At 43.9% G+C, this 26,246-nt stretch carries 28 protein-coding genes, 1 pseudogene and 1 other annotated feature; all 29 genes and pseudogenes read left to right on the top strand.

Going from position 1 to position 26,246, the window contains the following annotated elements; translation table 11 throughout:
- Nucleotides 1-4: 4 nt before the first annotated feature.
- The 29 genes and pseudogenes from J9317_RS20930 (at nt 5) to J9317_RS13920 (ending at nt 26,221) form a co-directional block, all read left to right on the top strand.
- Complete coding sequence (locus J9317_RS20930) at nt 5-1,363, top strand: VanW family protein (RefSeq protein WP_211559602.1); 1,359 nt, start codon at nt 5-7, stop codon at nt 1,361-1,363.
- A gap of 21 nt (nt 1,364-1,384) precedes the next feature.
- Entirely contained in the window at nt 1,385-3,046 is a 1,662-nt protein-coding gene (locus J9317_RS14050; RefSeq protein ID WP_211559600.1) for a GspE/PulE family protein, read from the top strand.
- 15 nt (nt 3,047-3,061) lie between these two features.
- Nucleotides 3,062-4,102, top strand: a complete 1,041-nt coding sequence (locus J9317_RS14045; protein WP_211559598.1) for a type IV pilus twitching motility protein PilT — start codon at nt 3,062-3,064, stop codon at nt 4,100-4,102.
- Nucleotides 4,102-5,307 (top strand): type II secretion system F family protein, encoded by a 1,206-nt coding sequence (locus J9317_RS14040; RefSeq protein WP_211559596.1) that lies wholly within the window; start codon nt 4,102-4,104, stop codon nt 5,305-5,307. The genes J9317_RS14045 and J9317_RS14040 overlap by 1 nt, the downstream gene beginning before the upstream one ends.
- Nucleotides 5,308-5,411: 104 nt before the next feature.
- A complete protein-coding gene (locus tag J9317_RS14035) occupies nt 5,412-5,882 on the top strand; it encodes a type II secretion system protein (protein ID WP_211559594.1) in 471 nt (156 codons plus the stop codon).
- 246 nt (nt 5,883-6,128) lie between these two features.
- Nucleotides 6,129-6,389 (top strand): annotated as a pseudogene (locus tag J9317_RS20925) (prepilin peptidase); the annotation flags it as partial.
- Nucleotides 6,390-6,455: 66 nt separating this feature from the next.
- Nucleotides 6,456-6,893 carry a prepilin peptidase gene (locus J9317_RS20920; protein ID WP_347880563.1) on the top strand — a complete coding sequence of 146 codons (438 nt, stop codon included), beginning with the start codon at nt 6,456-6,458 and terminating at the stop codon, nt 6,891-6,893.
- A gap of 31 nt (nt 6,894-6,924) precedes the next feature.
- Nucleotides 6,925-7,926: a type IV pilus biogenesis protein PilM gene (pilM, locus tag J9317_RS14025; RefSeq protein ID WP_211559590.1), complete on the top strand. Its 1,002-nt coding sequence runs from the start codon at nt 6,925-6,927 to the stop codon at nt 7,924-7,926.
- A 1-nt stretch (nt 7,927) separates the two neighbouring features.
- Nucleotides 7,928-8,572 carry a hypothetical protein gene (locus J9317_RS14020; protein ID WP_211559588.1) on the top strand — a complete coding sequence of 215 codons (645 nt, stop codon included), beginning with the start codon at nt 7,928-7,930 and terminating at the stop codon, nt 8,570-8,572.
- Complete coding sequence (locus tag J9317_RS14015) at nt 8,556-9,350, top strand: hypothetical protein (RefSeq protein ID WP_211559586.1); 795 nt, start codon at nt 8,556-8,558, stop codon at nt 9,348-9,350. The genes J9317_RS14020 and J9317_RS14015 overlap by 17 nt, the downstream gene beginning before the upstream one ends.
- 100 nt (nt 9,351-9,450) lie before the next feature.
- Nucleotides 9,451-10,425 (top strand): SPOR domain-containing protein, encoded by a 975-nt coding sequence (locus J9317_RS14010; protein WP_211559584.1) that lies wholly within the window; start codon nt 9,451-9,453, stop codon nt 10,423-10,425.
- Nucleotides 10,426-10,553: 128 nt separating this feature from the next.
- Nucleotides 10,554-12,077 carry a spore germination protein gene (locus J9317_RS14005; RefSeq protein ID WP_211559582.1) on the top strand — a complete coding sequence of 508 codons (1,524 nt, stop codon included), beginning with the start codon at nt 10,554-10,556 and terminating at the stop codon, nt 12,075-12,077.
- Nucleotides 12,074-13,267 carry a Ger(x)C family spore germination protein gene (locus J9317_RS14000; protein ID WP_211559580.1) on the top strand — a complete coding sequence of 398 codons (1,194 nt, stop codon included), beginning with the start codon at nt 12,074-12,076 and terminating at the stop codon, nt 13,265-13,267. The genes J9317_RS14005 and J9317_RS14000 overlap by 4 nt, the downstream gene beginning before the upstream one ends.
- The gene (locus J9317_RS13995) at nt 13,257-13,415 is read left to right on the top strand and encodes a hypothetical protein (protein ID WP_211559579.1); all 159 of its coding nucleotides are present in this window, start codon (nt 13,257-13,259) and stop codon (nt 13,413-13,415) included. Before J9317_RS14000 ends, J9317_RS13995 begins: the two co-directional genes overlap by 11 nt.
- A gap of 5 nt (nt 13,416-13,420) precedes the next feature.
- A complete protein-coding gene (locus J9317_RS13990) occupies nt 13,421-14,521 on the top strand; it encodes a GerAB/ArcD/ProY family transporter (protein WP_211559577.1) in 1,101 nt (366 codons plus the stop codon).
- A 110-nt stretch (nt 14,522-14,631) separates the two neighbouring features.
- Nucleotides 14,632-15,213: a Maf family protein gene (locus J9317_RS13985; RefSeq protein WP_211559575.1), complete on the top strand. Its 582-nt coding sequence runs from the start codon at nt 14,632-14,634 to the stop codon at nt 15,211-15,213.
- 34 nt (nt 15,214-15,247) lie between these two features.
- Nucleotides 15,248-15,937 (top strand): RadC family protein, encoded by a 690-nt coding sequence (radC, locus tag J9317_RS13980; RefSeq protein WP_284143279.1) that lies wholly within the window; start codon nt 15,248-15,250, stop codon nt 15,935-15,937.
- 115 nt (nt 15,938-16,052) lie between these two features.
- Nucleotides 16,053-17,075, top strand: a complete 1,023-nt coding sequence (locus tag J9317_RS13975) for a rod shape-determining protein (protein ID WP_211559573.1) — start codon at nt 16,053-16,055, stop codon at nt 17,073-17,075.
- A gap of 245 nt (nt 17,076-17,320) precedes the next feature.
- Nucleotides 17,321-18,208 carry a rod shape-determining protein MreC gene (gene mreC / locus J9317_RS13970; RefSeq protein ID WP_211562404.1) on the top strand — a complete coding sequence of 296 codons (888 nt, stop codon included), beginning with the start codon at nt 17,321-17,323 and terminating at the stop codon, nt 18,206-18,208.
- Complete coding sequence (mreD, locus tag J9317_RS13965) at nt 18,205-18,720, top strand: rod shape-determining protein MreD (RefSeq protein ID WP_211559571.1); 516 nt, start codon at nt 18,205-18,207, stop codon at nt 18,718-18,720. Before mreC ends, mreD begins: the two co-directional genes overlap by 4 nt.
- A gap of 67 nt (nt 18,721-18,787) precedes the next feature.
- Entirely contained in the window at nt 18,788-19,471 is a 684-nt protein-coding gene (gene minC, locus J9317_RS13960) for a septum site-determining protein MinC (RefSeq protein ID WP_211559569.1), read from the top strand.
- A 2-nt stretch (nt 19,472-19,473) separates the two neighbouring features.
- Nucleotides 19,474-20,277, top strand: a complete 804-nt coding sequence (minD, locus tag J9317_RS13955) for a septum site-determining protein MinD (protein WP_211559567.1) — start codon at nt 19,474-19,476, stop codon at nt 20,275-20,277.
- A gap of 719 nt (nt 20,278-20,996) precedes the next feature.
- Nucleotides 20,997-21,779 (top strand): M23 family metallopeptidase, encoded by a 783-nt coding sequence (locus J9317_RS13950; RefSeq protein WP_211559565.1) that lies wholly within the window; start codon nt 20,997-20,999, stop codon nt 21,777-21,779.
- Nucleotides 21,772-22,638, top strand: a complete 867-nt coding sequence (locus J9317_RS13945) for a M50 family metallopeptidase (protein ID WP_211559563.1) — start codon at nt 21,772-21,774, stop codon at nt 22,636-22,638. The genes J9317_RS13950 and J9317_RS13945 overlap by 8 nt, the downstream gene beginning before the upstream one ends.
- A gap of 58 nt (nt 22,639-22,696) precedes the next feature.
- Nucleotides 22,697-24,157 (top strand): Rne/Rng family ribonuclease, encoded by a 1,461-nt coding sequence (locus J9317_RS13940; RefSeq protein ID WP_211559561.1) that lies wholly within the window; start codon nt 22,697-22,699, stop codon nt 24,155-24,157.
- 42 nt (nt 24,158-24,199) lie between these two features.
- Nucleotides 24,200-24,290: a sequence feature (ribosomal protein L21 leader region), on the top strand.
- A 16-nt stretch (nt 24,291-24,306) separates the two neighbouring features.
- Entirely contained in the window at nt 24,307-24,615 is a 309-nt protein-coding gene (rplU, locus tag J9317_RS13935) for a 50S ribosomal protein L21 (RefSeq protein ID WP_035405301.1), read from the top strand.
- Nucleotides 24,616-24,626: 11 nt separating this feature from the next.
- On the top strand, nt 24,627-24,965 hold the full coding sequence (locus J9317_RS13930; protein WP_211559559.1) for a ribosomal-processing cysteine protease Prp: 339 nt from the start codon (nt 24,627-24,629) through the stop codon (nt 24,963-24,965).
- Nucleotides 24,966-24,977: 12 nt separating this feature from the next.
- Nucleotides 24,978-25,271, top strand: coding sequence for a 50S ribosomal protein L27 (gene rpmA, locus J9317_RS13925; protein WP_211559557.1), 294 nt, complete (start codon nt 24,978-24,980; stop codon nt 25,269-25,271).
- 401 nt (nt 25,272-25,672) lie between these two features.
- A complete protein-coding gene (locus tag J9317_RS13920) occupies nt 25,673-26,221 on the top strand; it encodes a Spo0B C-terminal domain-containing protein (protein WP_211559555.1) in 549 nt (182 codons plus the stop codon).
- The last annotated feature ends 25 nt before the right edge of the window (nt 26,222-26,246 follow it).

The following is a 26,246-nucleotide window of genomic DNA, read 5'->3' as shown; positions in this document are numbered from 1 at the left end:
TTAGGTGAGAAACTCAGGCTTGAAAGTATTCCTCGCCCTCCTGATTTGTACAGCCTATTTGACTGGGTTTTCCTACACAGGTGAAGCTGTGTGGGATTATCTCAGTAACGGTGACCGTTTTGAACCCAACACAAAAATAGCCTCCATAGACATCTCAGGTCTGCCCCAAAAGAAAGCAGCACAAAAAGTAGAGGACTCAATAAAGCAATGGAAAAATGAAAATCCCGTAAAGCTGACTTTTTTACAGCAAGAACAAATCCTTCCTGAAAATGCGATTCAATTCAATGTTGATGAGAGTATCCGCTCAGCCGTGAACGGCCAGACAAATCCTTTAGAAGTCTCGCTGGACAGCATGCTGGTTGACCGGATTTTAGCCGATTTAGCCTCTAATGATGCGAGCCAAATCGATATGGATACAGTCAAAAAACAGATTGTTGAATCAGCTGTCAATCTGGGACAGGGCGAAAATTACAATCTTGAAAAGTATGTAGCCGGAGAAGAGCGGGTAATTCACGAAGCAAGTCTTAGTGTTCCAGCGGATGACCCGGAAATTCTTAAATTTGTTCAGTCGAACCCGACTGTGAAAATAGAAGCACAGTCACAGTGGTCACTATTTAAACAGTTTCCTGAGGCTACAGATCAGAGTTCATTAGGGATGCTTGCATCTGCTGTATTTCAGTCCGTACTGGGCACTAATTTTATCGTTGTAGAAAGACATACTGGAATAGCAGTACCGTCCTATACTTCTCCTGGCCTCGAAGCAAAAATAATTCCTAATGAGATGGATCTTAAAGTTTTCAACCCAAATCATACCGATTACTCTCTGACATTTGAACTTAATGAAGGTAATCTGACGGTGAAAGTGACCGGCAAACCGCTATTATATGCTTATGAACCGGTGATCTCAGAGCCTGAGTATTTTCCGTTCAAACAAATCATTCGCTACAATCCCGCGCTTTCTGTAGGTGAAGAGAAAAAAACGCGGAGCGGTGCAGACGGACTCCTCATTAATGTATCTAGACGAGTTTTGGATAGTCAGGGCTTTTCTATGGGAATTGAAAAAATTGCTGAAGATTTTTATCCGCCTATACATGAAATACTTGAAAAAAGGTATTATGTGCCGATTGAAACAGTAGAGCCGGTTATAAATGATTTGCTGAATCCTGAAACAGGATTGCCTGCAGCTCCTGCTGACCCTGAACCAGCTCCTGCTGCAGAGGAAGAGCCTGCTTCGGAACCGCCCGTTCAGGAAGAACCCGAGACTAAAACCCAGCAGCCAGCAGAGTCAGAATCTGAATCCGGGCAATCTGATCCTAAAGAAGAGCCAGCCGCTGCAGAGAATCAAGAGCCTATTGAAAAATAAGAAAGCGGGGGCGATGATGATATGACTACAACCCGTAAACGGCTGGGTGACCTTCTGGTTGAGGCCAGTCTTCTCACAGATGAACAGCTGAACCAGGCATTAGCTGACAAACTGAAAGGCCAAAAGCTCGGGGATGTTTTGGTTGAAAAAGGATTTGTAACGGAGCAGCAGCTTATTGAAGTTCTGGAATTTCAGCTTGGAATTCCGCATATCAGTCTTTACCGTTATCCATTCGATCCAAAATTAATGAATATTGTCCCGAAAGAAATGGCAAAGAGAAATCTTGTTGTTCCTTTGAAAAAGGAAGGGGACAAGCTATTCGTTGCAATGGCTGATCCTATGGATTTTTACACAGTGGATGATTTGAGGCTTGCAACGGGATTTCAAGTGCAGACAGCTATTGCGTCAAAGGACGATATCATCAAAACAATAGCAAAGTATTATGATACGGATGATGGCGTGACCGATATTATGGATCAAATTACGGTTCAAGAAAGAGTGGAAGAAGAAACAATTACCAGCGAAGATTCTCCTGTTGTCCGGCTGGTCAACCAGATTCTTCAGAGCGCTGTGCAGCAAAAGGCAAGTGACATTCATATTGATCCGCAGGAAACAAAAATTCTGATCCGATACCGTGTCGATGGTGTCCTGAAAAATGAACGAACTTTGCCGAAGCATATGCAAAGTGTCTTAACAGCCAGAATAAAAATCATGTCTAATCTTGATATAACTGAGCACCGTGTCCCCCAGGATGGAAGAATTAAGACAACTATAGAACTGAGCCCGGTGGATCTGCGTGTTTCTACCTTGCCTACCGTTTATGGTGAGAAAATTGTTATGCGGATTCTTGATTTGGGGAGTACACTGAATGATTTGAATAAGCTTGGATTTAATAGCTTGAATCTACAGCGCTTTAATAAGCTGATTGAACAGCCAACTGGGATTGTTTTAATCACAGGTCCGACCGGATCCGGGAAATCTTCAACACTTTATGCCGCCCTAAACAAGCTGAATAGTGAGGAAGTTAATATTATTACGATTGAAGATCCAGTAGAGTACCAGCTTGAAGGGATCAATCAGATACAGGTGAACACAAACGTGGGAATGACTTTTGCCAAAGGGCTTCGTTCCATACTGAGGCAGGACCCGAACATCATTATGGTAGGAGAAATTCGGGACAGAGAAACCGCTGAAATTGCTGTTAGAGCATCTCTGACTGGCCACCTTGTTTTAAGCACCCTTCATACAAATGATTCACTCGGTTCGATTACAAGGCTAATCGATATGGGAGTAGAGCCATTTTTAGTTGCTTCTTCCTTAACTGGAGTAGTGTCGCAGCGGCTGGTTAGAAGAGTTTGCCGTGACTGTGCGGAAGAACAGCAGGTCACAAAAAGGGAAGCGGAAATTTTTGCACGACGAGGGCTTCGAATTGAAAGAACGATAAGAGGAAGAGGCTGCGGAATGTGCAATATGACAGGCTATAAGGGCCGGTTAGCGATTCATGAGCTCTTAATGATTGATGACGAGATGAGGCGGATGATTCTCAATAACGAGTCATTCTCTGCCCTGCGCGAACTGGCAGTGAGAAATAAAACCATCTTTCTAATCGATGACGGTCTGCTGAAAGTGAAGCAGGGACTAACGACTACAGAAGAAATTCTCCGAGTAGCTATACCGGATTAAAAGGTGAATACGGCCATGAAAAATCAAATCGATGCAATTTTAACAACTGCATATGAGCGGCAGGCATCCGACATTCACCTCTCTGTAGGTGTACCGCCGGTCCTGCGTATAAACGGTGATCTGATCAAGCTTGGAGATAAGCCGCTGATGCCGGCTGATACTGAGGGGATGGCAAAATCCATCATTTCCAAAACAAAATGGAGTATTTTTGAAGAGAAAGGAGAACTGGATTTTTCATATGGCATACCTGGTATATCCAGGTTCCGTATAAATGCTTTTCGTCAGCGGTCCTGTATCTCACTATCCATCCGAATCGTTCCAAGAACCATTCCTTCCATTGATTCTATGGAACTTCCTCCCATTTTGAAGGATATGGTGGACAAACCGCACGGCCTAATACTCGTTACCGGGCCAACCGGAAGCGGTAAATCAACAACCCTTGCCGCCATGATTGATTACATGAATAAAACGGTCCGCAAGCACGTCATCACTCTTGAAGATCCGATCGAATACTTGCATAAGCATCAGAAATGCGTAGTTGAGCAAAGGGAAATTGGGTTTGATACAACTACATTTGCTACAGGATTAAAGGCAGCGCTCCGTCAGGATCCCGATATCATTCTTGTAGGGGAGCTTCGAGATCTTGAAACAATTCATACAGCTATTACAGCAGCAGAAACGGGTCACTTAGTATTGGCAACTCTTCACACATCATCAGCTTCCACAACAATTGACCGGATGATAGATGTTTTTCCAGCAAATCAGCAGCCGCAAATCCGGCTTCAGATTGCATCTGTATTAATCGGCGTCATATCTCAAAGGTTATTTCCCACAGCGGACCGTAAAGGCCGGAGAGCGGTTACGGAAATCATGCTCAACAATTCGGCAGTTGCTAACTTAATCCGCAATGAAAAAACTCATCAAATTCCGAGTGTCATTCAAACAAGCCGCGCTCAGGGCATGCATTCCTTCCAAAGCAAGCTTGATGAATTCGTGAAAAGCGGAATCATTGAGATGGAATCTGCACTTCCGTATATGCATGGAGCGGTGGAGTAATGGGCAGATACCAATATGAAGGCCGGGATAAAAAAGGCAAAGTAAACGGCAAACTGACCGCACCTTCTAAAAGAGAAGCCGTTATGAAGCTGGGGGAATCCGGAATTCGGGTTACAAAGCTCAGCGAAGTTCCGGAAACCTTTTTAACGAAAGATATCAGCATTGGCAATCCCGTAAAACTTCAGGATTTTGTCATTTACCTCAGGCAGTTTTCGACATTGCTGAAAGCAGGAATATCAGTTGTGGATGCGACAAATATACTAGCGAAGCAGACAGAGAGCAAAGCTCTTAGGAAAGCTCTGGAGCAAATGGAAGAGGATATGCGATCGGGGAATCCACTGTCAGCGGCATCCTCCAAGCATTCGAAAATTTTCTCCGGTATGTTCGTTAACATGATACGGGCCGGGGAAGCGAGTGGAAATATGGATGAAACACTCGAAAGGCTTGCGGAGCATTTTGAAAAACAAAACCGGACAAAGCAAAAGATTCAGTCTGCGCTAGCTTACCCAATGGCAGTTGCTGTTGTTGCCGTAGGAGTTGTTATCTTCCTGCTTCTATCTGTAGTTCCAACGTTTGTTACGATGTTTGAAAGCTTTGGAGCAGAACTGCCCGCAATCACACAATTTGTGCTGAACGCAAGTAATTTTATGCAAAGTTATTGGTGGGTTGTACTGATCATTTTCCTGCTTATTGTCACTGGATTTGTCATCATGCGAAATAATCCAGTCACACGCTATTATTTGGACTTTGCTGCGCTCAAGCTTCCCATCTTCGGTAAAATGATTCAAAAAGCCGTATTGGCAAGGATGACCCGAACCCTAAGCTCGTTGTTTACGAGCTCAGTGCCTATCCTCCAGGCTATGAACATCGTCGAAAAGGTAGTTGAGAATGATGTAATTGCTAAGGTCATAGCAGAATCAAAGAAATCATTGGAGAATGGTTATTCCATAACCGAACCGATGCGAAAACACTGGGCTTTTCCCCCATTGATCACACAAATGATTGCGATAGGGGAAGAAACCGGTTCACTCGATGCAATGCTTGGAAAAGTAGCAGACTTTTATGAAGAAGAAGTCGAAAATAGTACAGATCGCTTAAAATCTATTATTGAACCTTTGATGATTGTTTTGTTGGCAGGAATAGTAGGGACAATTGTCATAGCGATAATAGTCCCGATGTTTGATATTTTCAATCATGTCCAGTAAAAATATTTGTCAAAAATATGTATCGCATTACCTAACAGTGCTGTATAATGAAGCTTGTAAAATAGGTTATATTTACTAATCGAAACTAGGGGGAAACCTGCAAGATGTTTAAGAAAATGTTTAAGAATCAGCGCGGTTTGACACTTATTGAATTGTTGGCTGTTGTCGTTATTTTGGGGATTATTGCTGCGATTGCGATTCCGGCTATTGGTGGGATGATTAATAATTCAAAAATCGATGCACATATTGCGAATGCTAAGCAAATTGCGAATGCTGGTAGGATGTTGGTTAGTTCAGAAGATTTAACTTCTTCTATTAATACTACTGGTACAGACAAAACCATGAAAGACTTAGTTGATGCAGGGCATCTAGAAACAATTAAAGATCCAAACGGATCGGCTTCCTATAGCCCTACTGCAACTAAAGTAACTATAAAAAAAGAGTCAGCAACTTCAAGCACATTAGTTTATGTTGTTGAGCTTGTGGCTTCAAACGGCACTACTAAATATATAAAAACAGCTTCTGCAACTAAAGATGCTAAAACTTTAGTTCGTGGAGATATTCAATTGCCATAATTTTGGGTCCTCAATTTGAGGACCTATAGTTTTATCTGTTAAAAGGCTGGTTTTTAAATACTGTGGTTAACAAATAGACTCCTTTTAATTAACTAAGTTTCGATTGAAATTTCAAAGGTGTTGTACTTCGAGGATGGCTAATGCCCGCTACGCATATGCGAGTACAGTGAAATGAAATTTAACAATTCTCATTTACACCAACAAAGTTTTCTGAAAGAGCCTATAAATAAAGGGATTGAATAGTATATGTTAAATTTTATGATTATTTCCTATATATTTATTTTCGGGACTGTTCTCGGATCTTTTTTTAATGTAGTAGGTCTTCGTTTACCTGTTGGCCAGTCAATTATTATCCCCCCTTCATCTTGCCCTTCATGCAATCATAGGCTTAAGTCTAAGGAATTGATCCCCATACTTTCTTTTATTTATCAAAAGGGTTCTTGCGCTAATTGTCATATATCTATTCCCCCTATTTATCCACTAATAGAATTATCCACTGGAATTCTGTTTACTATTGCCCCTTTTATAATAGGCTGGTCTGAAGAACTTATTGTTGCATGGTCTATCATTTCAATGTGCATAATTATCATAGTCTCAGATATCCGCTACATGATCATCCCAGATAAAGTTCTCCTGTTCTTTATCCCGCTTTTTGCAGCCGAACGAATATGGATCCCTCTCGACCCTTGGTGGGATCCTATAGCAGGTCTTCTGCTTGGAGCATTTATCCCGTTTGTTATCATCCTTGCAAGCCGCGGAGGAATGGGAGCGGGGGATATGAAGCTTTTGGGAGTGCTTGGTATTGCTCTTGGGTGGAAGCTTATTCTTCTAGCATTCTTCCTATCTACTTTGTATGGGACAATTGCCGGTTTAATCGGCATGGCTGCAGGCCTGTTGAAGAAAGGGAAGCCCTTTCCGTTTGGGCCTTACATTGTACTTGGTGCATTAACCGCTTATTTTTGGGGCCGCTCGTTAATAGGCTGGTATACTTCACACTTTCTAACGTTATAAACATCCAATACTGCAATAAAGGAGCTTTTGCATGAACCTATCACTGTTCCGTTCCAGAGCATCATCAGCCAACCTTTTATTTACGGACTATTCCATTCAATTTCTCGAGCTGAAGTCAGCCGATCCTCTTATGATCAGTGACTTTGGTGAGCACTTTCTTCCGGAAGGCATCATTGTAAACGGTCGCATTCAGGACTATGATAAGCTTTCCTTGATCCTTGATGAATGTATCCAGGAGTGGTCACTAAAACGGAAAAAGATCCGTTTTGTGGTGCCGGACTCCTTTATAGTCGTGAAAAAGGTGGAGGTTCCTGATGATATTCTGGAGGATGAGATTAAGGGATATCTATATTTGGAGCTTGGAAACAGCATTCACCTCCCTTTTGAGGATCCGATTTTCGATATCCACGTCATCAGACGGACAGAGAACAGCCGTGACGTATATTTGTTTGCCGCTCCGGAATCGATTGTCCAGGATTATTCTCAGTTCTTGGATCAGCATAAACTCCCGCCAGCTGCAGCTGATGTTTCTCCGCTTTGCCTTTTCAGGCTTCGGCAGAGACTTCAGAAAACGGGAATGGAAAGCAGCCTCCTCGTTCAAGCGAATATGAAATCTGTGACCTTTTCGATTTTTGAACAGGATGAATTAATGATGATGAGAAGCCTGCCTGTGGAAGTCAGGATTAAAGACTGGGATTGCCAATACCTTGCCGCTGACGGAGATTATTTTACTCTTACGCATAAAAGCCAATCCCCAGAAGAGGTTTTATCCATTTATGATGATAGTTTACGAGAAATAGAGCGAGTTATGAACTTCTACCAGTTTACTTTGAATGAAGGAAACCGGAAAATTGAAAAAGTATATATTGCAGGGGACCATCCAATGCTTAAGGATTTAACAGAGAAAATAGCTGCAGCTGCATCAGTGCCGGTTTCACATATTTTAACCGAGAAGGTTTATACGCAAGAGAATGATGCATTGCCCGGGAAATTTGACGTATTGCTTGGGCTTGCCTTAAAAGAGGTGCAGTAGTATGCTCGCTGAAATTAATTTACTGCCTGAACGAAAAAGGAAGAATTATGCCTCTCTTGTAATGATTTTACTCATAGCAGTGGCTGCTGCAGCGCTTTTAGTTTTTATGCAGTATCAATACAATGCCAGTGAAGCAGATGTCAATCAGTTGAAGAACGAGGACCTGACACTTCAAGAACAGCTGACTGTTTCTGCTGAAACGGGTAAGCCAGAAGGATCAGCTTTTGAAACGCTGGCGAATGCTGTCACATGGACAGAAGTGTACCCGGTAGAGTTTGTTCCAGTTATGGATGATCTCCGGAAAAACCTGCCGAACAGCGGCTATTTTCAGGCGCTGGGATATACGGAAGCCAACAAACTTATCGCTTCAGTTCACTTGGAAGAATCACGAGAGGCGGCATTCTATTTAAACCGGTTAAAAAAAATCACGTATTTTAAGTCTGCCAAGCTATTGGAAATGAAAGCAGCCGAACAAAAAACAGAGGATATTACCGAAGAGGAAATTTCTGAATTGGAAGAACAGCAGCCATTCCTGGTAACATACGAACTCGTGCTGGATCGTGAAAAATGGAAAGCGGAACAAAAAAAGGACCAGCAAGGACAGGAAGAAAAAGAGGGGGAGAAACAGGATGATTCAGTTCAATAAAAAACACCTCATCATTGCAATTCTCTCTCTTGCAATCCTCGCCGGCGGATATGCTGTCTTCCATTTTACCGTTCTAGAAAAGTTGAAAATGGAGCAGGAAACGTACAGGAATAATATCAGCACTTCAGAAGAGCTTTTATCTTCATCAAATACCGGCGGCGGTACGAACGCCATTCTCAATCAGTATTCTCTTGCTGAGCTGCAAATGGAGGTCCCGAACAACCGGTTCGAAGAGCAGTTTCTTCTGGATCTTGAAAAAGCAGAGGTATTGTCAGGAAGTGCTGTTACTTCTGCTGTTTTTGCAGACCAGGAGTTTACGGATGAGACAGCCGAACAGGAGGGGGAAGAAGCGGCTGTCCAGACTGCAGAAGAACCTGTCCCTGCAGAAGAAACGCCGGAAGAAGCAGCAAAAGAAACACCTGAAGGAGAGCCTGCTCCTGATGAACCTTCTCTGCCAGCCGGTATGCAAAAGGTCTCCATGACGGTTTCGCTTGAATCTAAGGACTACAGCGGGGTTAAACGATTCCTGGAAACACTGGAATCAATTAAAAGGATAACCCAGATAGAGGCGGTAACAATTGCAAATCCTGAAACAGGAATGCAGGAGGAAAACATGGACGAGCCTCTCAAATATGATGTCATTGTTTCGGCGTACTACATGCCTAACCTTGAAGAACTAAAAGACCAGCTGCCACCATTTCCAAATTCAGATCCCGGCAGCGTTATTGATCCTTTCAAATCACCCTCAGAAGAAAACATTGGCGAAACGAGCGAATAGTTGGCGAAAACCTTTTCGAACAAGACGACAAATGTCTTGTTTTTTTTTGATTTCGCTGTGCTAGCATGGAGGAAAGTTGCCATATGGGGACGGTGATGGAATGGACAAGCAGCAGAATAAAGGGCGAACCATTAAAATCAGGATGAATGGTGAACCTGAATCCAGGAAAGAGACCATCATTCCCTTTACTTCGTGGGAGGAGAATGCTGCAAGAGAAGCTGCCGCATCTGCAGAGCCTGAGAAAGAGGAGTTTCAGTGGATTCTGCCTGATGATGAGGGGGATGTGTATGAAGAAGATCCAAAAGTAATCGTTCAGAAGAAGGAGAAGAAAAAGGGATTTTCATTCCCTTCGGATACGAAAGGCGTGCAGGATCGGCTGTTTCCGATTAAACAATTTTTGTTTACGGTCATCGTAGCGGTCGTATTGGGGATATCATTTGGATTTATTGCACTGAATGTCATTTCCAATGATGATATGCCGGCGGCCGCCAAGCCGGCAGATGGCGGGACAGATCCTGGTGAGCCGGCACCTCCTCCATCCGGAGAAACGCCATCTCCTGTCATTCCGTCCGCAGCGGGCAAGATAGCAGCCTTTGTTGTCCAAAACGGAAAATTTTCATCGCGTGCCTCTGCTGAAGAGGTAGCGGGTGAGCTGAAGAGCAGCGGATATGCGGCTGTGGTCAGAGAAGAAAATGGCGCTTTTTATGTATACGGAGGGATTGGTTTTTCTAAGGAAGAAACCAGTGCACTTAGCAAAGCCTTTCAGGAGAATCAAGTGGAAGCATGGGGTGGCAAACAGACAGAGTGGCCGGTTTCCAGCACTGGGAATTCGTCGGAAGCGCTGCAAAAAGCGGCAGGCAGGTTATCAGCTATATCGCTTCAGGTCATTTCAGGAGGAAAACCTGAAGCTGAACAAATCAAGACAGCATCAGATGACATTAGCCGTGTGAAAGAGGATTCGGCTTTGAAAAAAAATCTGTTATCCGCGGCTAAACAGCTTTCCATGGATTCCTCTGCTGCAAGCGGCTGGAAAGCCCAGCAGCTTATATTGGATGGGCTGAATGCGGGGAAATAAATGGAGAGGACACTTCAAATAGGAAGTGTTCTTTTTTTTGCCCTCATCAAGAGGGTGTGAATCGTGAATAAGGAAAAATTTGTGAAGCATACTGAAACCATCGAACTTTTTGGAGAGGAGCGGTTCCCTTGCTGCGTGCTAAAAGTAAGAGAGACCGGATTAAGGAATTGGATGAAAAACGCTCCAGCTGGGCTGCTCTTCCAATTTCGAAAAGGATGGCTGAAAATGAGGCGGTGATTACAGGTTTATTTGGCAATAGTGATGATCTTGTCATTCAATCTTATCCTCGCGAAACGTTCTCGTTTATGGTGGTTTATCTTGAAAACATGGCGGATCGGAAGCAAATTGAAGAATTTATCGTATCTCCGATTCTGAAGCAGGTGCAGGAAGGTGTTCCTGCAATAGAAGGCTGGATTCAAAATACGGTATCCACCTCGGCTGGATTAACGGCAGCTGTTCATTTTGCAGAGGTGGCGGATCTCATGATCAGAGGCGGGGTGGCCCTGTTTATTGACGGACAAACCTATGTACATACCATTCCTTTAACCTCCTGGAAGAGCCGGACCATCGAAGAGCCTCAGACTCAAACGATGGTACGCGGACCGCGTGAAGGATTTGTGGAGCTGATTGCAGATAACATCCCCCTTCTGAGAAGAAGAATATCGACTCCTATGCTTTACTTTGAATCGTTAAAGGCGGGGAAAATTACACAAACGAAAATTGTTTTAGGGTATATTGAAGGGCTTGTAGATAAAAAGGTTTTGAACCATTTACGTTCAAAATTGTCTGCGCTTGAAACCGATAAGTTATTTGAAACGGGCATGCTTGAGGAACTGCTTAAAGAAAATAAATTAACCCCTTTCCCTGTTTTTTTATCTACGGAGAGGCCTGATGTGGCAGCCTCTGCTCTTAGTGAGGGAAAAGTCATCATCATGATGGAGGGAACCCCATTTTGTATTATTGCCCCTGCTACCTTTTGGGCTTTTTTTCAGGCAGCCGAGGATTACTATCAAAATTATGATATCGCTTCTCTCGTCCGTATTATCAGACTGATTGCCTATGCGATCGGACTCGCTTTTCCCGCTGCTTACATAGCAGTTACTACATTTCATCAAGAGCTCATTCCTTCAGAACTCCTGATAAGTCTTGCCGCTCAGCGGGAAGGGGTGCCATTCCCGGCATTTGTAGAAGCTCTGCTAATGGAGGTTATTTTTGAAATTCTCCGTGAGGCTGGCGTTAGGATGCCGAGACCGGTCGGGTCAGCTGTTTCGATCGTTGGAGCGATTGTAATCGGTGAGTCGGCCGTTGCGGCAGGACTTGTTTCCCCTGCAATTGTCATCGTGGTTTCCTTAACCGCGATATCTAGCTTCGTTGCTCCGTATTATTCTTTTTCAGGAGCAAGCAGGCTGCTGCGCTTTTTATTAATGGTAATGGCTGCGACGCTTGGAATTTATGGAATGATCATTTTTTTTATCGCATTAGTCATTCATTTAGCCTCGATTACCTCAGCAGGAGTCCCGTATTTTCAGCCATTTGCTCCCTTCAGTCTGGATCAGCAGAAGGATGGATTTTTAAGGATGCCACTGTGGATGTCAAATACAAAACTGTATAAGCGGATTCAAAAGAAACAGGAGAGCGGGGGATCGGCATGAAGAAATGGCCGCTCATTTTATCGCTCCTCCTTCTGCTCACCTCCTGCGGAAGGATTGAGCTGAATGAACTGATTATCGTGTCAGGCCTTGGGTTTGATGTGAGTCCGGAGGGAATGAGCATGTCGATCCAGCTTGTTAATCCTGGTGCGACCGCTAAGTCTAAAGGAGCCACTGAATCCGGAGGTGCAGGCGGAGCTGTCTACACCTATACATTCAGCGGCAGTTCCATAACGGAAATTATGGAAAAGGCACGAAATATGTTTTCGAGAAAAATTTACTTTGCCCATCTTTCTGTTATTTTAATTGGAGAGGAATTTGCGAAAAACAAAGGCTTGCTGCCTATTTTGGATTATCTGGAAAGGTACTATCAGATCAGAGACAACGTAAATGTCTTTGTAGCAAAGGAAAGTACTGCTAGGGAATTATTCTCTGTTTATATTCCCATTCAAAATATTCCCTCTCTTTCCATAGCCAGAAGAATTGATGTTTACGGCGGCAGCATGGGGCTGAAAAAGGGAGTGGAGCTGCAGGATATTATCCGCTGGAATTATGGCGGATATACAGAGCCGGTTATACCGGGAATCAAAAAAAAGATCCCCGAAGCGGATGGGGCTGAAACGGCAGTTCTTGATAACATCGATGGGAATCAGAAGATGTTTGAAATGACGGGATTTGCTTTTTTTAACGATGATAAGCTTGCAGGATGGTTTACTCCCGGCGAATCGAGAGGATGGGCCTTTCTCGGTAATAACGTGGATGGATTTGAAACGACCGTGGAGTGCCCTGGATATCCTGATGAAATAATCGGCGTCAAATTTAAAGAAGCGAAGGGAAAGCTAGAGAATCTGTCAACAGATCCTCTGTCTTATAAAGCTACATTGTCTGCTGTTGCGGAGGTTCAGGAGGTTACATGTCCGATTGCTCTTGAAAATGGAGAGCAGCTCAAGCGAATTGGAAAAAAAGCAGAGGAAAAGCTTCAGCGGGAAATGCAGCAAGCTTTTCATACAGCAGTAAAAAATAACATTGATATGCTTGGTCTCCGTCAGCTGCTTTATGAAAACCATTATACAGATTGGAAAAAGATGAAAAACCAGTGGGATGAAAGGTTCAAAATGGCTCAGCTAGATACTTCTGCTGATATAACCATTCAGCAAACGGGCCTGAGGTTAAAAAGTGTCTATGAAAAATAAAAAATATACGCTGACGCTAACTGGCTTTTGGCTGATTACAGCAAGCTACGGGCTGTTCTCCTTTTTTCATATCGATGTCTTTCCAGTGGATGATTGGATTATCTTTGTCATGGATCCTATATACAGACTGATGTTTGGAGGGACCTAATTATTATGAATCATGTTATTTCCAAGCAGCAGTTATTTTTATTGTTCATCAGCTTTGTAACAGGCAGCTCTATTTTAATGGCTCCCGGTCTAACGGCTACCTTTGCAAAAAATGAGGCATGGGTTTCAACAATCATAGCCAGTGTGATCGGGCTCATTCTGAACCTGCTGCTTATGTGGCTTATGAAAAAATATCATTATGCCTCTATTTTCGAAATTACTGAAAAAATATTAGGAAAGGTTATGAGCTATCTCGTTAATGGGCTGATTATTTTTTATGCACTGAGTTTAGCTGCGTATATTGTGAGGAATTTAAGCAATTTTATGACCACTTCTATCAGCCCGGAGAGCAGTCCAGCCAATTTTCAGGTGTTAATCCTGCTGGTTGCCATGTACTCCGTTTTCTTCGGCTTGAATAACCTGGCGAGAGTCAATGAATTTTTCACACCCATTACCCTGTTTTTGCTTGCTGCTTCCCTTGTACTGGTTCTGAATCAGGTTGAATTCTCCAATCTGAAGCCGTTCTTCGCTAGAGGAGTTATGCCTGTGTTGCATGGGGCATACACGATTCTTGGCTTTCCTTTTATCGAAATTATTATAATGTCTTCCTTTTTTACGTATGTTAGCAATAAAAAAGGGCTGGGCAGAACTTATTTAGCTGCAATGTTAATAGGGGGTGCGGTTCTTGCCTTAACGGTTTTAATGAGCCTTGCGATACAAGGCTATGACCTAGTTATCCGCCAAACCTATTCTACATTTGAGCTGATGCGTGATATTACGATCGTAAGGCTGTTTGAGCGAGTGGAGGTTCTGATTGGGGTTTTTTGGATTTTTGGGATATTTGTGAAAATCACATGCTGTATGCAGGCGGCTGTTCTAGGCTTTAAAGCGATGACTAAGCATACTACCTACAGGCCATTTATTATCCCTGCAGCCCTTTTTGTTTGGATTATGGCCAATCAGGTGCATTTAAATATCGTGGACTTTAATAATTTCGTATTAAAATACTGGACTTTATGGTGGTTTGCATTATATGTGCTTTTTGTCTTATTCCTTGCCGCGGGTCTTCTTCTCGGCAAGCATAAGAGCTTTCATAAGAACAGTTGAAAGTGAGTTTTTCAAGAACAAAATCTGTTTTTTAAAAATTGTGCTTCTTCTGTCCTTTTGATACGATACACCTGTATCTCCCTAAGAATCATGGAAAGGATGGACGGCCTATGCACGCACATCTCCAACAGCACCTTATATTAGCTTCCGGTTCTCCAAGAAGGAAGGAACTGCTCGAAAGTTTGAACATCCCTATTAATGTGATGATTACGAATGTAGACGAGACCATTGAGCCTGGACAGTCTCCCGAAGATGCCGTCATGCAATTAGCGCGCAGGAAAGCAGGGCATTCAGCAGACTCCTTTCCAGACTCCTTTGTCGTCGCTGCGGACACCATCGTCGTATTAGACGGTCAAATCCTCGGAAAGCCTCAAAACGAGGAGGAAGCAGAAAGGACTCTTGGTCTATTATCAGGAAAAAGCCACCGCGTCCTGACCGGTGTCTCTATTTTTAAAGGTAAAAAGGAAAGAACTTTCTATGTTTCTACAGAAGTAACCTTCTGGGAATTGTCCGGTGAAGAAATCAAAACGTATGCAGAAACCGGTGAACCGCTTGATAAGGCTGGATCCTATGGAATCCAGGGTCTAGGAAAGGCTTTTGTTAAAGAAATCAGAGGAGATTATTTTTCTGTGGTCGGTCTGCCGGTTTCAAGACTTATTCGTGAATTGAGAGAGATAGGATTTACGATTTAAAACAGATGAGCGCTTTAGGGGACAGGAGGAACCAATGAATGTACCGCTGCTTAAAATCCGTGATTTCCCCGCAGAAGAAAGACCAAGAGAGCGGCTTCTGAATGATGGGCCGGGAAGCCTGTCAAATCAGGAGCTGATCGCCATTCTATTAAGAACGGGCTCGAGCAGCGAATCTGTTCTTCAGCTCGCTTCAAGGATGCTTTCCCATTTTGAAGGATTGCGGCTGCTAAAGGATGCTTCGATAGAGGAAATGACTGCCATTTCCGGGATTGGACAAGCGAAAGCTGTTCAAATTATGGCATCAATGGAGCTCGGAAGAAGAATTCTGCAGCTTTCAAGCGAAGATCGCTATGTCATTCGATCTCCGCAGGACGGAGCGAATTATGTAATGGAAGAAATGAGATTCCTGACACAGGAGCACTTTGTTTGTATTTATCTCAATACGAAAAACCACGTCATCCATAAACACACCGTTTTTATCGGAAGTCTGAACGCCTCGATTGTTCATCCAAGAGAAGTTTTTAAAGAAGCGTTCAGAAGATCCGCAGCTTCATTTATCTGTATCCACAACCATCCCTCAGGAGACCCGTCTCCAAGCCGTGAAGACATCGAAGTTACGAAAAGACTATCCGAATGCGGGAAGATGATTGGAATAGAATTACTTGATCATTTAATCATCGGGGACAGAAAATTCATCAGCTTGAAGGAAAAAGGCTATTTGTAACCTGAAATTCACTTTTTTTTTTGACGATTTACGTTATAATAAGGTTTATGAGTTTTTTCGTTAAGGTTCGTCCTTATTACAAAAAGTGATTCGTTTCAGAAAGGGAGATACATGAATGTTTGGAATTGGTACTAGAGACCTTGGGATAGATTTGGGTACTGCAAATACCCTCGTGTTCGTGAAAGGCAGAGGAATCGTTCTCCGTGAACCTTCTGTTGTTGCAATGCAAACAGATACCAAGTCCATTGTTGCTGTTGGAAATGATGCTAAAAATATGATCGGGCGTACACCTGGAAATGTCGTAGCACTTCGTCCAATGAAGGATGGCGTTATTGCAGATTACGAGACGACTGCTACAATGATGAAATATTACATAAAACAAGCGACGAAAAACAAAAGTCTTTTCTCAAGAAAACCGTACGTAATGGTTTGTGTGCCATCAGGCATTACAGCTGTTGAAGAACGTGCTGTCATTGATGCAACAAGACAAGCAGGCGCGCGGGATGCGTATACGATTGAAGAACCATTCGCAGCTGCGATCGGTTCAAACCTGCCTGTGTGGGAACCGACTGGAAGCATGGTTGTGGATATTGGCGGTGGTACAACGGAAGTCGCTATTATTTCCCTTGGCGGAATCGTAACCAGCCAATCCATCCGTGTGGCAGGCGATGAAATGGATGACGCGATCATCAACTATATCCGCAAAACGTATAACCTAATGATTGGTGACCGGACAGCTGAAGCCATCAAAATGGAAGTCGGCTCCGCCGGAACTCCTGAGGGTGTTGATAACATGGAAATCCGCGGCCGTGACCTGCTTACCGGATTGCCGAAGACAATCGAAATTACAGCGAAAGAAATTGCAGAGGCTCTTCGTGACACGGTTTATACGATCGTTGATACAGTCAAAAACACGCTGGAAAAAACACCGCCGGAACTTGCAGCCGATATTATGGACCGCGGAATTGTTTTGACCGGTGGAGGAGCATTGCTGCGCAACCTGGATAAAGTGATTAGTGAAGAGACAAATATGCCTGTACTGATTGCTGAAAATCCATTGGACTGTGTGGCAATTGGAACAGGAAAAGCACTTGAGCATATTCATCTATTTAAAGGAAAAACGAAAAACCTCCGTTAATTTCTTAGCTCTGTTAAAGCTAAATGCTTCTATTGGCATCCTGTTGATTGATATGAATGCCGCGATAATCCTGAGGGAAAGCGGCTGGATGCTCGCCTTCTTAAAATGAATGCCGAAGCGGAGATCAACAGGGAAGTTTAACAGAGCTGATATTAAAAGATTCGGTGCCTCATTAGGGGCGCCGAATGCTTTTAGCCGGGGGCATTGCGAGGATTGGGAATATCAAACGTTAAGAGGTGTAAATGATGCCGCCTTTTTTTATGAACAAACGGCTTATTCTGCTTCTGGCAAGCGTCATTTTGCTCGTTGCACTGATCGGCTTCTCTATTAAAGGCGACCGTGAATTGTCATGGCCAGAGAAGTTTGTAAAGGATTCTACCGGTTTATTTCAAACTGTTTTTCATAAGCCTGCTCAATTCTTTGGCGGGGCTTTTGAGGAAATCGGCAATTTAAAGGATACATATGAAGAAAATAAATATCTGAAATCAAGAGTTGAGCAGTATGCAAGTCTTGACTCTGAGGTTCAGCGTCTCAGAAAAGAGAATGACCGTCTGCGGGCAGATGTAGGAGCGAAAACAGATTTAAGCAAATTCGAACCGATCACTGGTACGCTGATTGCAAGAAATCCTGACCGCTGGTATGAATACATTACGATTGACCGCGGCAAGCAAAATGGTGTAACGGAAGACATGGCGGTTATGACATCTAAAGGACTCATCGGGAAAATTAAAAGTGTGGATGCATTTACTTCCACCGTTCAGCTTTTAAGTGCTCAGGACCGTGTCAATCAGGTCCCTGCAATTGTTAAGGGCAAGGAAAATATTTTCGGCTTAATCGCAGGCTACGATGAAAAAAGAGAAATGCTTCTTTATAGAAACATCAATACGAGCATGGATATTAAAAAGGGCGATAAAGTTGTAACTGCAGGGAACGGCGGAGTGTTCACCTCGGAACTTTCGATAGGAACAGTGGAAGATGTTCAGCCTGATTCTTACGGTTTAACGAAAATGGCCTATGTGAAACCGTCTGCTAATTTTTACGATGTCGAAAATGTATTTATCATCAAACGTGCAGCTTCCGTTCCTCCAGAAGGAGATGTAAGTGACGGCGATGCGGAGGAGGAAGCAAAGTGAGACGTTTTCTCCTTCCTGTCGTTGTCTTGTTTTTTTTCATCATGGAGAGTACCGCAGTTGATTTAGTTCTTATTCCGTCCTTTTCAGAGGATATGTTTTATGTTCCGAGGTTTACCCTGCTTCTATTAATTTTTGTATCCGTTTATGTAAGAGATGGACTTGCGATCACATACGCGATTGTCTTTGGGCTGCTGCACGATATTGTGTATACAGAGATTCTTGGAGTCTATCTTTTTGCTTATCCATTTCTGACTTATCTTTCCGGGAAAGCACTGAAGATTCTTCAGAATAATGCTTTTGTTGTTTTGCTTGTCGGAATGCTGGCAATCAGTATACTCGAATTTTACGTTTACGGGATCCAGCTTATTATTAGCCTGAATCCGCTTAATTTCTATGAATTTGCCAATCGCAGACTCCTGCCTACGCTGGCTGTGAATTCCATCGCGGGTCTTGTGATTATTTATCCGTTAAAATCGTTTCTCACGGGTCTAAAGAGACAGACAGAGGATTAAACGGTTCAGCAAAAAAAGGAGATTTAGCGGGGTTTGTCGAATTTGTAGTTTTATTGAGGTGAACATCGTGAAAGCCCAAAAACAGCAGTATGTAACAATAAAAGGAACAAAGGACGGCCTCACTCTATATTTGGATGACGGGTGCACCTACGAAACACTTATTCTTGAACTGGAAGAGATGCTTTCCTCTAAGCAGTATGTGCAGGAAAACGGGCCTTTAATCGGAGTTAGTGTGAAGTCCGGCAAACGGCTTCTTTCAGAAGAACAGCAGCAAATGGTGAAAACGACAATCCGCAAAAAGAAGAATCTTGTGGTCGAAAACATTGAGTCTGATGTCGTGACGAAAGAAGAAGCCAACAGACTGAAAAAAGAAGCGGAAGTTGTAAAAGCTGCAAGAATTGTCCGGTCTGGACAGGTGCTTCAGGTTGAAGGCGATCTCCTTTTGATCGGAGATGTGAATCCTGGGGGCACGGTGATTGCAAACGGCAGCATCTTCGTTTTAGGTGCTCTGAGAGGTACCGCCCATGCAGGCTATAATGGAAACAGCAGGGCGATCATTGCTGCATCTGTCATGGCGCCAGCCCAGCTTAAAATTTATGATTCACTTAATCAGTCTCCTGAGCGTATTCATGTAGACGAACACGGGATGGAGTGTGCGTACATAGATGACGATGGGCAAATGAAGAGAGACCGACTGCAGAATGTGATGTATGTAAGACCAGATGTAACTACGCTCGAGGGGGGAATGTAGCCGTGGGAGAGGCGATTGTTGTAACCTCAGGTAAAGGTGGAGTTGGCAAAACAACCACCTCCGCCAATTTAGGAACGTCCCTGGCCATTTTAGGCAAAAAGGTTTGTCTTGTAGACACAGATATCGGTTTGCGGAATCTGGACGTCGTCATGGGACTTGAAAACCGGATTATCTATGATTTGGTGGATGTGGTGGAAGGACGCTGCAAAATCCATCAGGCACTTGTAAAGGACAAGCGTTTTGATGACCTGCTGTACTTGCTTCCGGCAGCACAGACGAGTGATAAATCAGCTGTCTCGCCTGAACAAATGAAAAAGCTTATTGATGAGCTGAAGCAGGATTATGATTATATTGTGATCGATTGCCCGGCCGGCATTGAGCAGGGCTTCAAAAATGCTGTGGCTGGTGCGGATAAAGCGATTGTTGTAACCACTCCGGAAGTTTCTGCAGTAAGGGATGCAGACAGAATCATCGGGCTTCTTGAGAAAGAAGAAATCGAGCCGCCAAAGCTTGTCATTAACCGGATACGCACTCATCTCGTTCAAAATGGAGACATGCTGGATGTTGATGAGATTGTCGCGCATCTGTCCATTGATCTGCTGGGTATTGTTGCTGATGATGATCAGGTAATCAAGGCATCAAACAGCGGTGAACCGATTGCGATGGATCCGAACAACCGCGCATCGATTGCCTATCGTAATATTGCCAGAAGAATTCTCGGGGAATCGGTTCCCCTTCAAATTCTTGACCAGCAAAACTTAGGTTTTTTAGATAAACTGAAAAAGTTTTTCGGAGCACGCGTGTAATGGAAAACAATATTTGCAGATGAAAGCAGCTCTTTACAGGGGCTGCTTTTCTTCATTTGATAAAAGAGTGATTCTCTACCTGAACTGAGTTGTCCAGCTCCGGGCGCTAGCTGTTCGGCCGCTTCGCTCTCTCGGTCGAGGGCCTTCACGATGAAGGCCCGTACAGCGTTGCGACAGGACGTCGCGCATTTAGCTGAACAACCTAACTTGGGCGCCTCTCGGTCGAGAGCTCCACCGTCTTTCACAGCTGAGCAAGCGCCCTCCGCTTTTCTATGTTGTCCAGCTCCGGGCGCTAGCTGTTCGGCCGCTTCGCTCTCTCGGTCGAGGGCCTTCACGATGAAGGCCCTTTCAGCGTTGCGACAGGACATCGCGCATTTAGCTGAACAACCTAACTTGGGCGCCTCTCGGTCGAGAGCTCCACCGTCTTTCACAGCTGAGCAAGCGCCCTCCGCTTTTCTGTGTTCCAGCTCCAGCGGCTAGCCCTTCGGCCGCTTCACCGGTTCAGTCAAAGTCAAAAAGCGACTTTGCCAGCCCCGATTCCACCGTCTCTCAGGGAGGCCTGCACGATGCAGGTCAGTTCTGCGTTGCGGCAGGACGCGTCGCTTTTAGCGGAACCTCCTTACTAGAAGCCGCTTCCGCTTTTCTTATTTTCACCAAATCATAATTCCTCCGGACAAGTCATAGACTTGTACAAACTGACATTAAAAGGGTGGATGACGATGTCCAGAAGGGCCGATGAAATCAGAAAGCGGATGGCGAAAAGAAAAAAGGCAAAACCTTCTGCAGAAAAAGCAGAGATTCCGGTAACTTGGAACAAGGAGGCTGTGATTGAAGAGGAGGAAAAGTATACAGGGATTATTCATTCGTATGAGGGAGGACCTGACACACTTAACGAAACCGGACATCCGCTGTTCAAACCGCAAATCTTTCTTTTTAAATTGTTGCTTTCTGCCTGCCTGGTTCTCGCTATGGCAGTTGTTTTTAAAGATCACAGTCAAAAGCTCGATTCATTTAGAAATACGGTTGAAGTATCTCTGGAACATGAATTTCAATTTGCTGCAGTATCTGCCTGGTATCAAAAGCAATTCGGTCACCCATTAGCGTTATTTCAGGCTGATGAGGTTTCCCCCGATTCTGCTTCGCCAAAGGGAGAATACGCTGTTCCTGCTTCCGGGAAGGTCACTGAAAATTTTCAGGTTAATGGGCAAGGGGTCTTGATTGAGACCGATCGTGCGACGGTTGATGCAATTGACGAAGGGATTGTCATTGAAGCGGGAGAAAAACCGGATACAGGACTGACGGTTGTGCTTCAGCATGCAGATGGAAGCGAATCGTGGTATGGGAATCTCGAACGGGTAGATGTTGCTCTTTATGACACAGTGGTCACAGGGAAAGAACTCGGTACCATTAAAGTGAATGAAAACAAAAAAGGGACCTACTATTTTGCGATTAAAAAGGGAGATAATTTTATCGATCCGAAACAGGTGATTTCCTTTGATTAAATATGGATCCCTATTAAGGAAAGTTCACATTCACCCTCTGCTGTGGGCAGTAATGGCGATCAGCGCAGCTACCGCTCAATTTAAAACGCTTACTATATTGCTTGCCATTGTCCTAGTGCATGAGCTTGGTCATGCTGTATGTGCCCTTTATTTTTCCTGGAGAGTTAAATCCATTGTGCTTCTTCCATTTGGAGGTGCTGCAGAAATGGAGGAGCATGGGAACCGTTCCATAAAAGAAGAGCTCGCAGTTGTGCTTGCCGGTCCGCTGCAGCATTTTGTGATGCAGGGAGCTGCCTGGCTCCTTTTGAGCGGAGGGCTTATTTCTGCCGGTGATTTCTCTCTTTTTACTTTCTATAATCTATCCATTCTGCTTTTTAACCTGCTCCCGATTTGGCCGCTTGACGGCGGGAAACTATTATTTATAGCTTTTTCGCTTTTTAAGCCTTTTCCTTCAGCCCATAAATGGATGCTGGCTTTTTCGGTATGCGCTCTCGTCATATATAAAGCTGCCGTCCTGCTTTTTTTTCCTTTCCAGCTGAATTTATGGATGATTACGATTTTTTTATGTTTTAGTTTATATACAGAATTTAAACAGCGCCGCTTTGTTCATCTGAGATTTTTAATGGATCGGTATTATGGAACTCAAAAATCCATTCAAAAACTGGACCCTCTGGAAGTGGAATCGGAAGAGGATATACTGACGGTAATGTCCAGGTTTAAAAGAGGCTGCAAGCATCCAATCATTGTTTACAGAGACGGGGCTAAGTGGTCGGAACTGGATGAGAACGAATTGCTTCACGCTTTCTTTTCAGAGAAAAGAACAAATTCAAGGGTTGAGGAGCTGGTTTATGCTTATTGACTTCCCTCTTGAAACGTGAGTAAATGGGGAAAATGATGATTGTAAAAGAGGGAATCCGTTGAAAACGCTAATTGTTCAAGCCAATCTGCCTGAAAAGCGAATTGCTTTATTTGAGCATGGAAAATTGGCAGATTTAAAAATTGTAAAATCCGGTCAAAAGGGGAAAGCGGGAAGCATTTTTTTCGGGAAAGTTGAAAAAGTGGTCAAAGGGATGCAGGCAGCTTTTATCGATATCGGACTGGAACGAAACGGGTTTATCCGGGTCGAGGATCTGCCTGCTTACAGACGATCTGATCAGCAGAAGTCCATCTCTTCTTTTTTGCATGAAGGCCAGAAGCTAATGGTTCAAATTAAAAAAGAAGGAGACGAATGGAAGGGTCCTGCCCTGACCGCTAATATAGAATTTCCGGGGAGCTCGCTCGTCTATATGCCTTATGGAGGAAGAATTACGGTCTCAAGAAAAATCGATGAATCCGGAGCGGGTCAGCTTAGAGCATGGGTCAGCAAATTTCTCGATGACGAAGAAGGAGTATTGCTTCGCACGGCAGCAGCTTCCCTGCCGGCAGATGAACTTAAAGATGAACTGTACAGGCTTAAAAAGGAGTTCAAGGAGCTTCTTCCGTCTCATTCCTCGAAAGCCCCTCTACCTCTAAAGGAAACAGGGGACCTGCTTGAAACGATTCTAACCGAACGTTCCATATCGGTCTATTCGGAGATACACTGTGATGATGCGGATTTAGCGGAGAGCCTGAGAAAGCATCTTCCAGAGGATTGTGAGACAAGCGTGAACCATTCAAAAGAAGGCTCAGAGATTTACGACACGCTGGATTCAGAAATACATAAGCTTCAAAAGAAGGCTGTCTGGCTGAAAAATGGAGCCTACCTGCTGATTGAGAAAACCGAAGCGCTGCATGTTATTGATGTCAATTCAGGGAAGTTTACAGGCAAGGATTCGCAGCGCCAAACGATACTCGATACGAATAAGGAAGCCGCTCTTGAAGCAGCAAGGCAAATCCGCCTGCGAAATTTAAACGGAATCATCCTGATTGACTTTATCGATATGAAGGAAGCGTCTGATCAGAAAAGTATTTTGCAGGTGATGCAAAAGCAGGTTGAGCGGGATCGAATCCAGACCCGCATTATCGGCTTTACGGAGCTTAATCTCCTTCAGATTACGAGGAAGAAGACGAGTGAGGACCTTGATGCTCTGTTAACAGAGCCGTGCCGCGTCTGCGCCGGAAAGGGCAGAGTCGATTCTGCTGAAACCGTTGCCTTAAGGCTTGCAAGGGAATTGCGGCAATACCGGTACATGGAAGATGAAGCGATCTGGGTTCATGCGGAGCTCGGAGTAATGGCCATTTTGGAACGCGGCGTCAGGGATCTTGAAAAGGAGCTTCATTTTCGTATTTTCATAACTGCCGGTGATTGGGAGAAGCCGGGTTATGAGCTTCGGCATATCGGAGACGAAAAAGATATTCGGGAGCGAATATCACAACAGGAAAAGAACATTGACAAATAGATTAAACTTCTGGTAATATTCTTATGTTACTGTTTGTAGCACCCGTGGCTACAACCGCTCGGATGCAGGTAGTAAGAAATTTTGATGATCTTCATCATAATTCACCTGTACACTGGCGAGTCTGAGTATCAAATAGGAGGTGCAGTGGAATGTACGCAATTATTGAAACTGGCGGAAAGCAAATTAAAGTAGCAGAAGGCCAAGCAGTCTACATTGAAAAAGTGGCAGGCGAGCTAGGTGAAACTGTTACATTTGACAAAGTTTTATTCGTAGGCGGCGACGACGTTAAAGTTGGAAGCCCTCTAGTATCCGGAGCAACCGTTACAGCTAAAGTTGAAAAACAAGGCCGTGCGAAAAAATTGGTTGTTTTCAAATACAAAGCGAAGAAAAACCAGAAGAAAAAGCAAGGTCATCGTCAGCCATACACAAAAGTTGTTATTGAAAAAATCAACGCGTAAGGCTTGATCCTATGATAAACGTTACGGTAAACCGATCTGCTGAAGGAACGATTCAGTCCTTCGCCATGACGGGGCACGCTGATTTTGATGAAACTGGAAAAGATCTTGTATGTGCAGGCGCATCCTGTGTCGTGTTCGGAGCGATTAACGCGGTCCATGAACTAGCAGGCATCGAGCCCATATTGGAAATGGACCAGAAGCAGGGACATATAACCTTTGAATGGCCTGATTCTGTTTCAGAGGAAGCCATTCAAAAAGGACAGCTGCTCATCGAAGGGATGGTCGTCTCCATTAAGACCATAGAAGAACAGTACGGAGAATACATCCGTATGACCATTTTAGAAAAGTAGGAGGTGAACCTCATGTTCTTAAAATTGGATATTCAATTTTTCGCTTCCAAAAAGGGAGTAGGTTCCACAAAAAACGGCCGTGATTCACATTCGAAACGTCTTGGCGCTAAACGTGCTGATGGACAATTCGTAAGTGGAGGATCGATCCTTTACCGTCAGCGCGGTACAAAGATCTATCCGGGTGAAAACGTTGGCCGCGGCGGTGACGACACTCTATTTGCTAAAGTTGACGGCGTAGTACGTTTCGAACGTTTAGGCCGCGACCGCAAAAAAGTGAGCGTGTACCCTGCAGCTCAAGAAGCTTAATTCAACCGAAACTCTAGCTGAATAAGAGCTAGAGTTTCTTTTTTTTATTATTGCTTTTATCAAGTTTAATGAGCTTAGCAGGTTCTTACCATACAGCTTAGCGGCTAAAGCACCTCGGGGCTTGCAGCAGGCAGATCCTTTCTGAAGGATCTCGCGAACATAACAGAACACCCTCACCGTGCGCTTGCGCTTTTGTTGTGAAAATTTGATAGATGGGCAAGAAATCCTCTTGAGACCCCCCTAAATCCTTATTTTCGTTATAAACCGTTTCTTTTCCGCGCATAGGTTTGCTATAATTTCATCAAGCAATCTTTTCATAAGAAGGAATTCACTTATTTACACAGCACAGCACAAATTGATTAGAACAATGCTCCTAAAAGAATAGAAAGAGTGGAGTGCAAATGACTAAAGAGAGCAAAAACTGGAATATGGTTGATGCCATTAGCCACTACCGGCATGACTGGATGAACCGGCTGCAGCTGATAAAGGGCAACCTGTCTCTTGAAAAATATGATCGTGTAAATGAGATTATGGAAGAAATCATTATTGAAGCCCAGCAGGAGTCCAGGCTTTGCAATCTTAAGGCTCCAGAACTGGCTGGAAATTTAATCAGCTTTGGCTGGGAGCGCCACTTGTTTTCCATGGAGTATGAAATTGTAGGGAACACGTTTCATTTGGACAGCCTCGATCGAAGCTTGAGTGCCTGGTGCAAAGACTTTTTTGCCCTGCTGGATCATTGCGCGGGTGACAGGTGTGAAAATCAGCTCGTGCTGACGATTGAGATGTCGGAAGAATTGGGACAGGTCCGTTTCTTTTTAGATTTTCATGGCATGCTAAAAGATATGGAGCGCTTGCATACATATTTTATGAAGCTGCCCGATCATCAACTCTCAGAACTTACGATAACAGCTGAAGAATTTACGGCGGCTGTCATTTTTTATACGAAGTAATCGTGCACCATAGAACGGAGGAAAG

It is taken from the genome of Metabacillus flavus, assembly GCF_018283675.1.
Lineage (GTDB): Bacteria > Bacillota > Bacilli > Bacillales > Bacillaceae > Metabacillus_B > Metabacillus_B flavus.
This window is presented reverse-complemented; position numbering and strand designations above follow the sequence as displayed.

Coding starts and splice junctions, on each gene's coding strand:
- J9317_RS13950 (WP_211559565.1), top strand. CDS start 20,997: ATGTCCAGAAGGGCCGATGAAATCAGAAAGCGGATGGCGAAAAGAAAA.
- J9317_RS13990 (WP_211559577.1), top strand. CDS start 13,421: ATGAATCATGTTATTTCCAAGCAGCAGTTATTTTTATTGTTCATCAGC.
- rpmA (WP_211559557.1), top strand. CDS start 24,978: ATGTTCTTAAAATTGGATATTCAATTTTTCGCTTCCAAAAAGGGAGTA.
- J9317_RS14000 (WP_211559580.1), top strand. CDS start 12,074: ATGAAGAAATGGCCGCTCATTTTATCGCTCCTCCTTCTGCTCACCTCC.
- J9317_RS13985 (WP_211559575.1), top strand. CDS start 14,632: ATGCACGCACATCTCCAACAGCACCTTATATTAGCTTCCGGTTCTCCA.
- J9317_RS14035 (WP_211559594.1), top strand. CDS start 5,412: ATGTTTAAGAAAATGTTTAAGAATCAGCGCGGTTTGACACTTATTGAA.
- J9317_RS14045 (WP_211559598.1), top strand. CDS start 3,062: ATGAAAAATCAAATCGATGCAATTTTAACAACTGCATATGAGCGGCAG.
- J9317_RS13920 (WP_211559555.1), top strand. CDS start 25,673: ATGACTAAAGAGAGCAAAAACTGGAATATGGTTGATGCCATTAGCCAC.
- mreC (WP_211562404.1), top strand. CDS start 17,321: ATGCCGCCTTTTTTTATGAACAAACGGCTTATTCTGCTTCTGGCAAGC.
- J9317_RS14015 (WP_211559586.1), top strand. CDS start 8,556: ATGATTCAGTTCAATAAAAAACACCTCATCATTGCAATTCTCTCTCTT.
- J9317_RS14040 (WP_211559596.1), top strand. CDS start 4,102: ATGGGCAGATACCAATATGAAGGCCGGGATAAAAAAGGCAAAGTAAAC.
- rplU (WP_035405301.1), top strand. CDS start 24,307: ATGTACGCAATTATTGAAACTGGCGGAAAGCAAATTAAAGTAGCAGAA.
- radC (WP_284143279.1), top strand. CDS start 15,248: ATGAATGTACCGCTGCTTAAAATCCGTGATTTCCCCGCAGAAGAAAGA.
- J9317_RS14010 (WP_211559584.1), top strand. CDS start 9,451: ATGGACAAGCAGCAGAATAAAGGGCGAACCATTAAAATCAGGATGAAT.
- J9317_RS13975 (WP_211559573.1), top strand. CDS start 16,053: ATGTTTGGAATTGGTACTAGAGACCTTGGGATAGATTTGGGTACTGCA.
- pilM (WP_211559590.1), top strand. CDS start 6,925: ATGAACCTATCACTGTTCCGTTCCAGAGCATCATCAGCCAACCTTTTA.
- J9317_RS14020 (WP_211559588.1), top strand. CDS start 7,928: ATGCTCGCTGAAATTAATTTACTGCCTGAACGAAAAAGGAAGAATTAT.
- J9317_RS13930 (WP_211559559.1), top strand. CDS start 24,627: ATGATAAACGTTACGGTAAACCGATCTGCTGAAGGAACGATTCAGTCC.
- J9317_RS20920 (WP_347880563.1), top strand. CDS start 6,456: ATGTGCATAATTATCATAGTCTCAGATATCCGCTACATGATCATCCCA.
- J9317_RS13995 (WP_211559579.1), top strand. CDS start 13,257: ATGAAAAATAAAAAATATACGCTGACGCTAACTGGCTTTTGGCTGATT.
- J9317_RS14050 (WP_211559600.1), top strand. CDS start 1,385: ATGACTACAACCCGTAAACGGCTGGGTGACCTTCTGGTTGAGGCCAGT.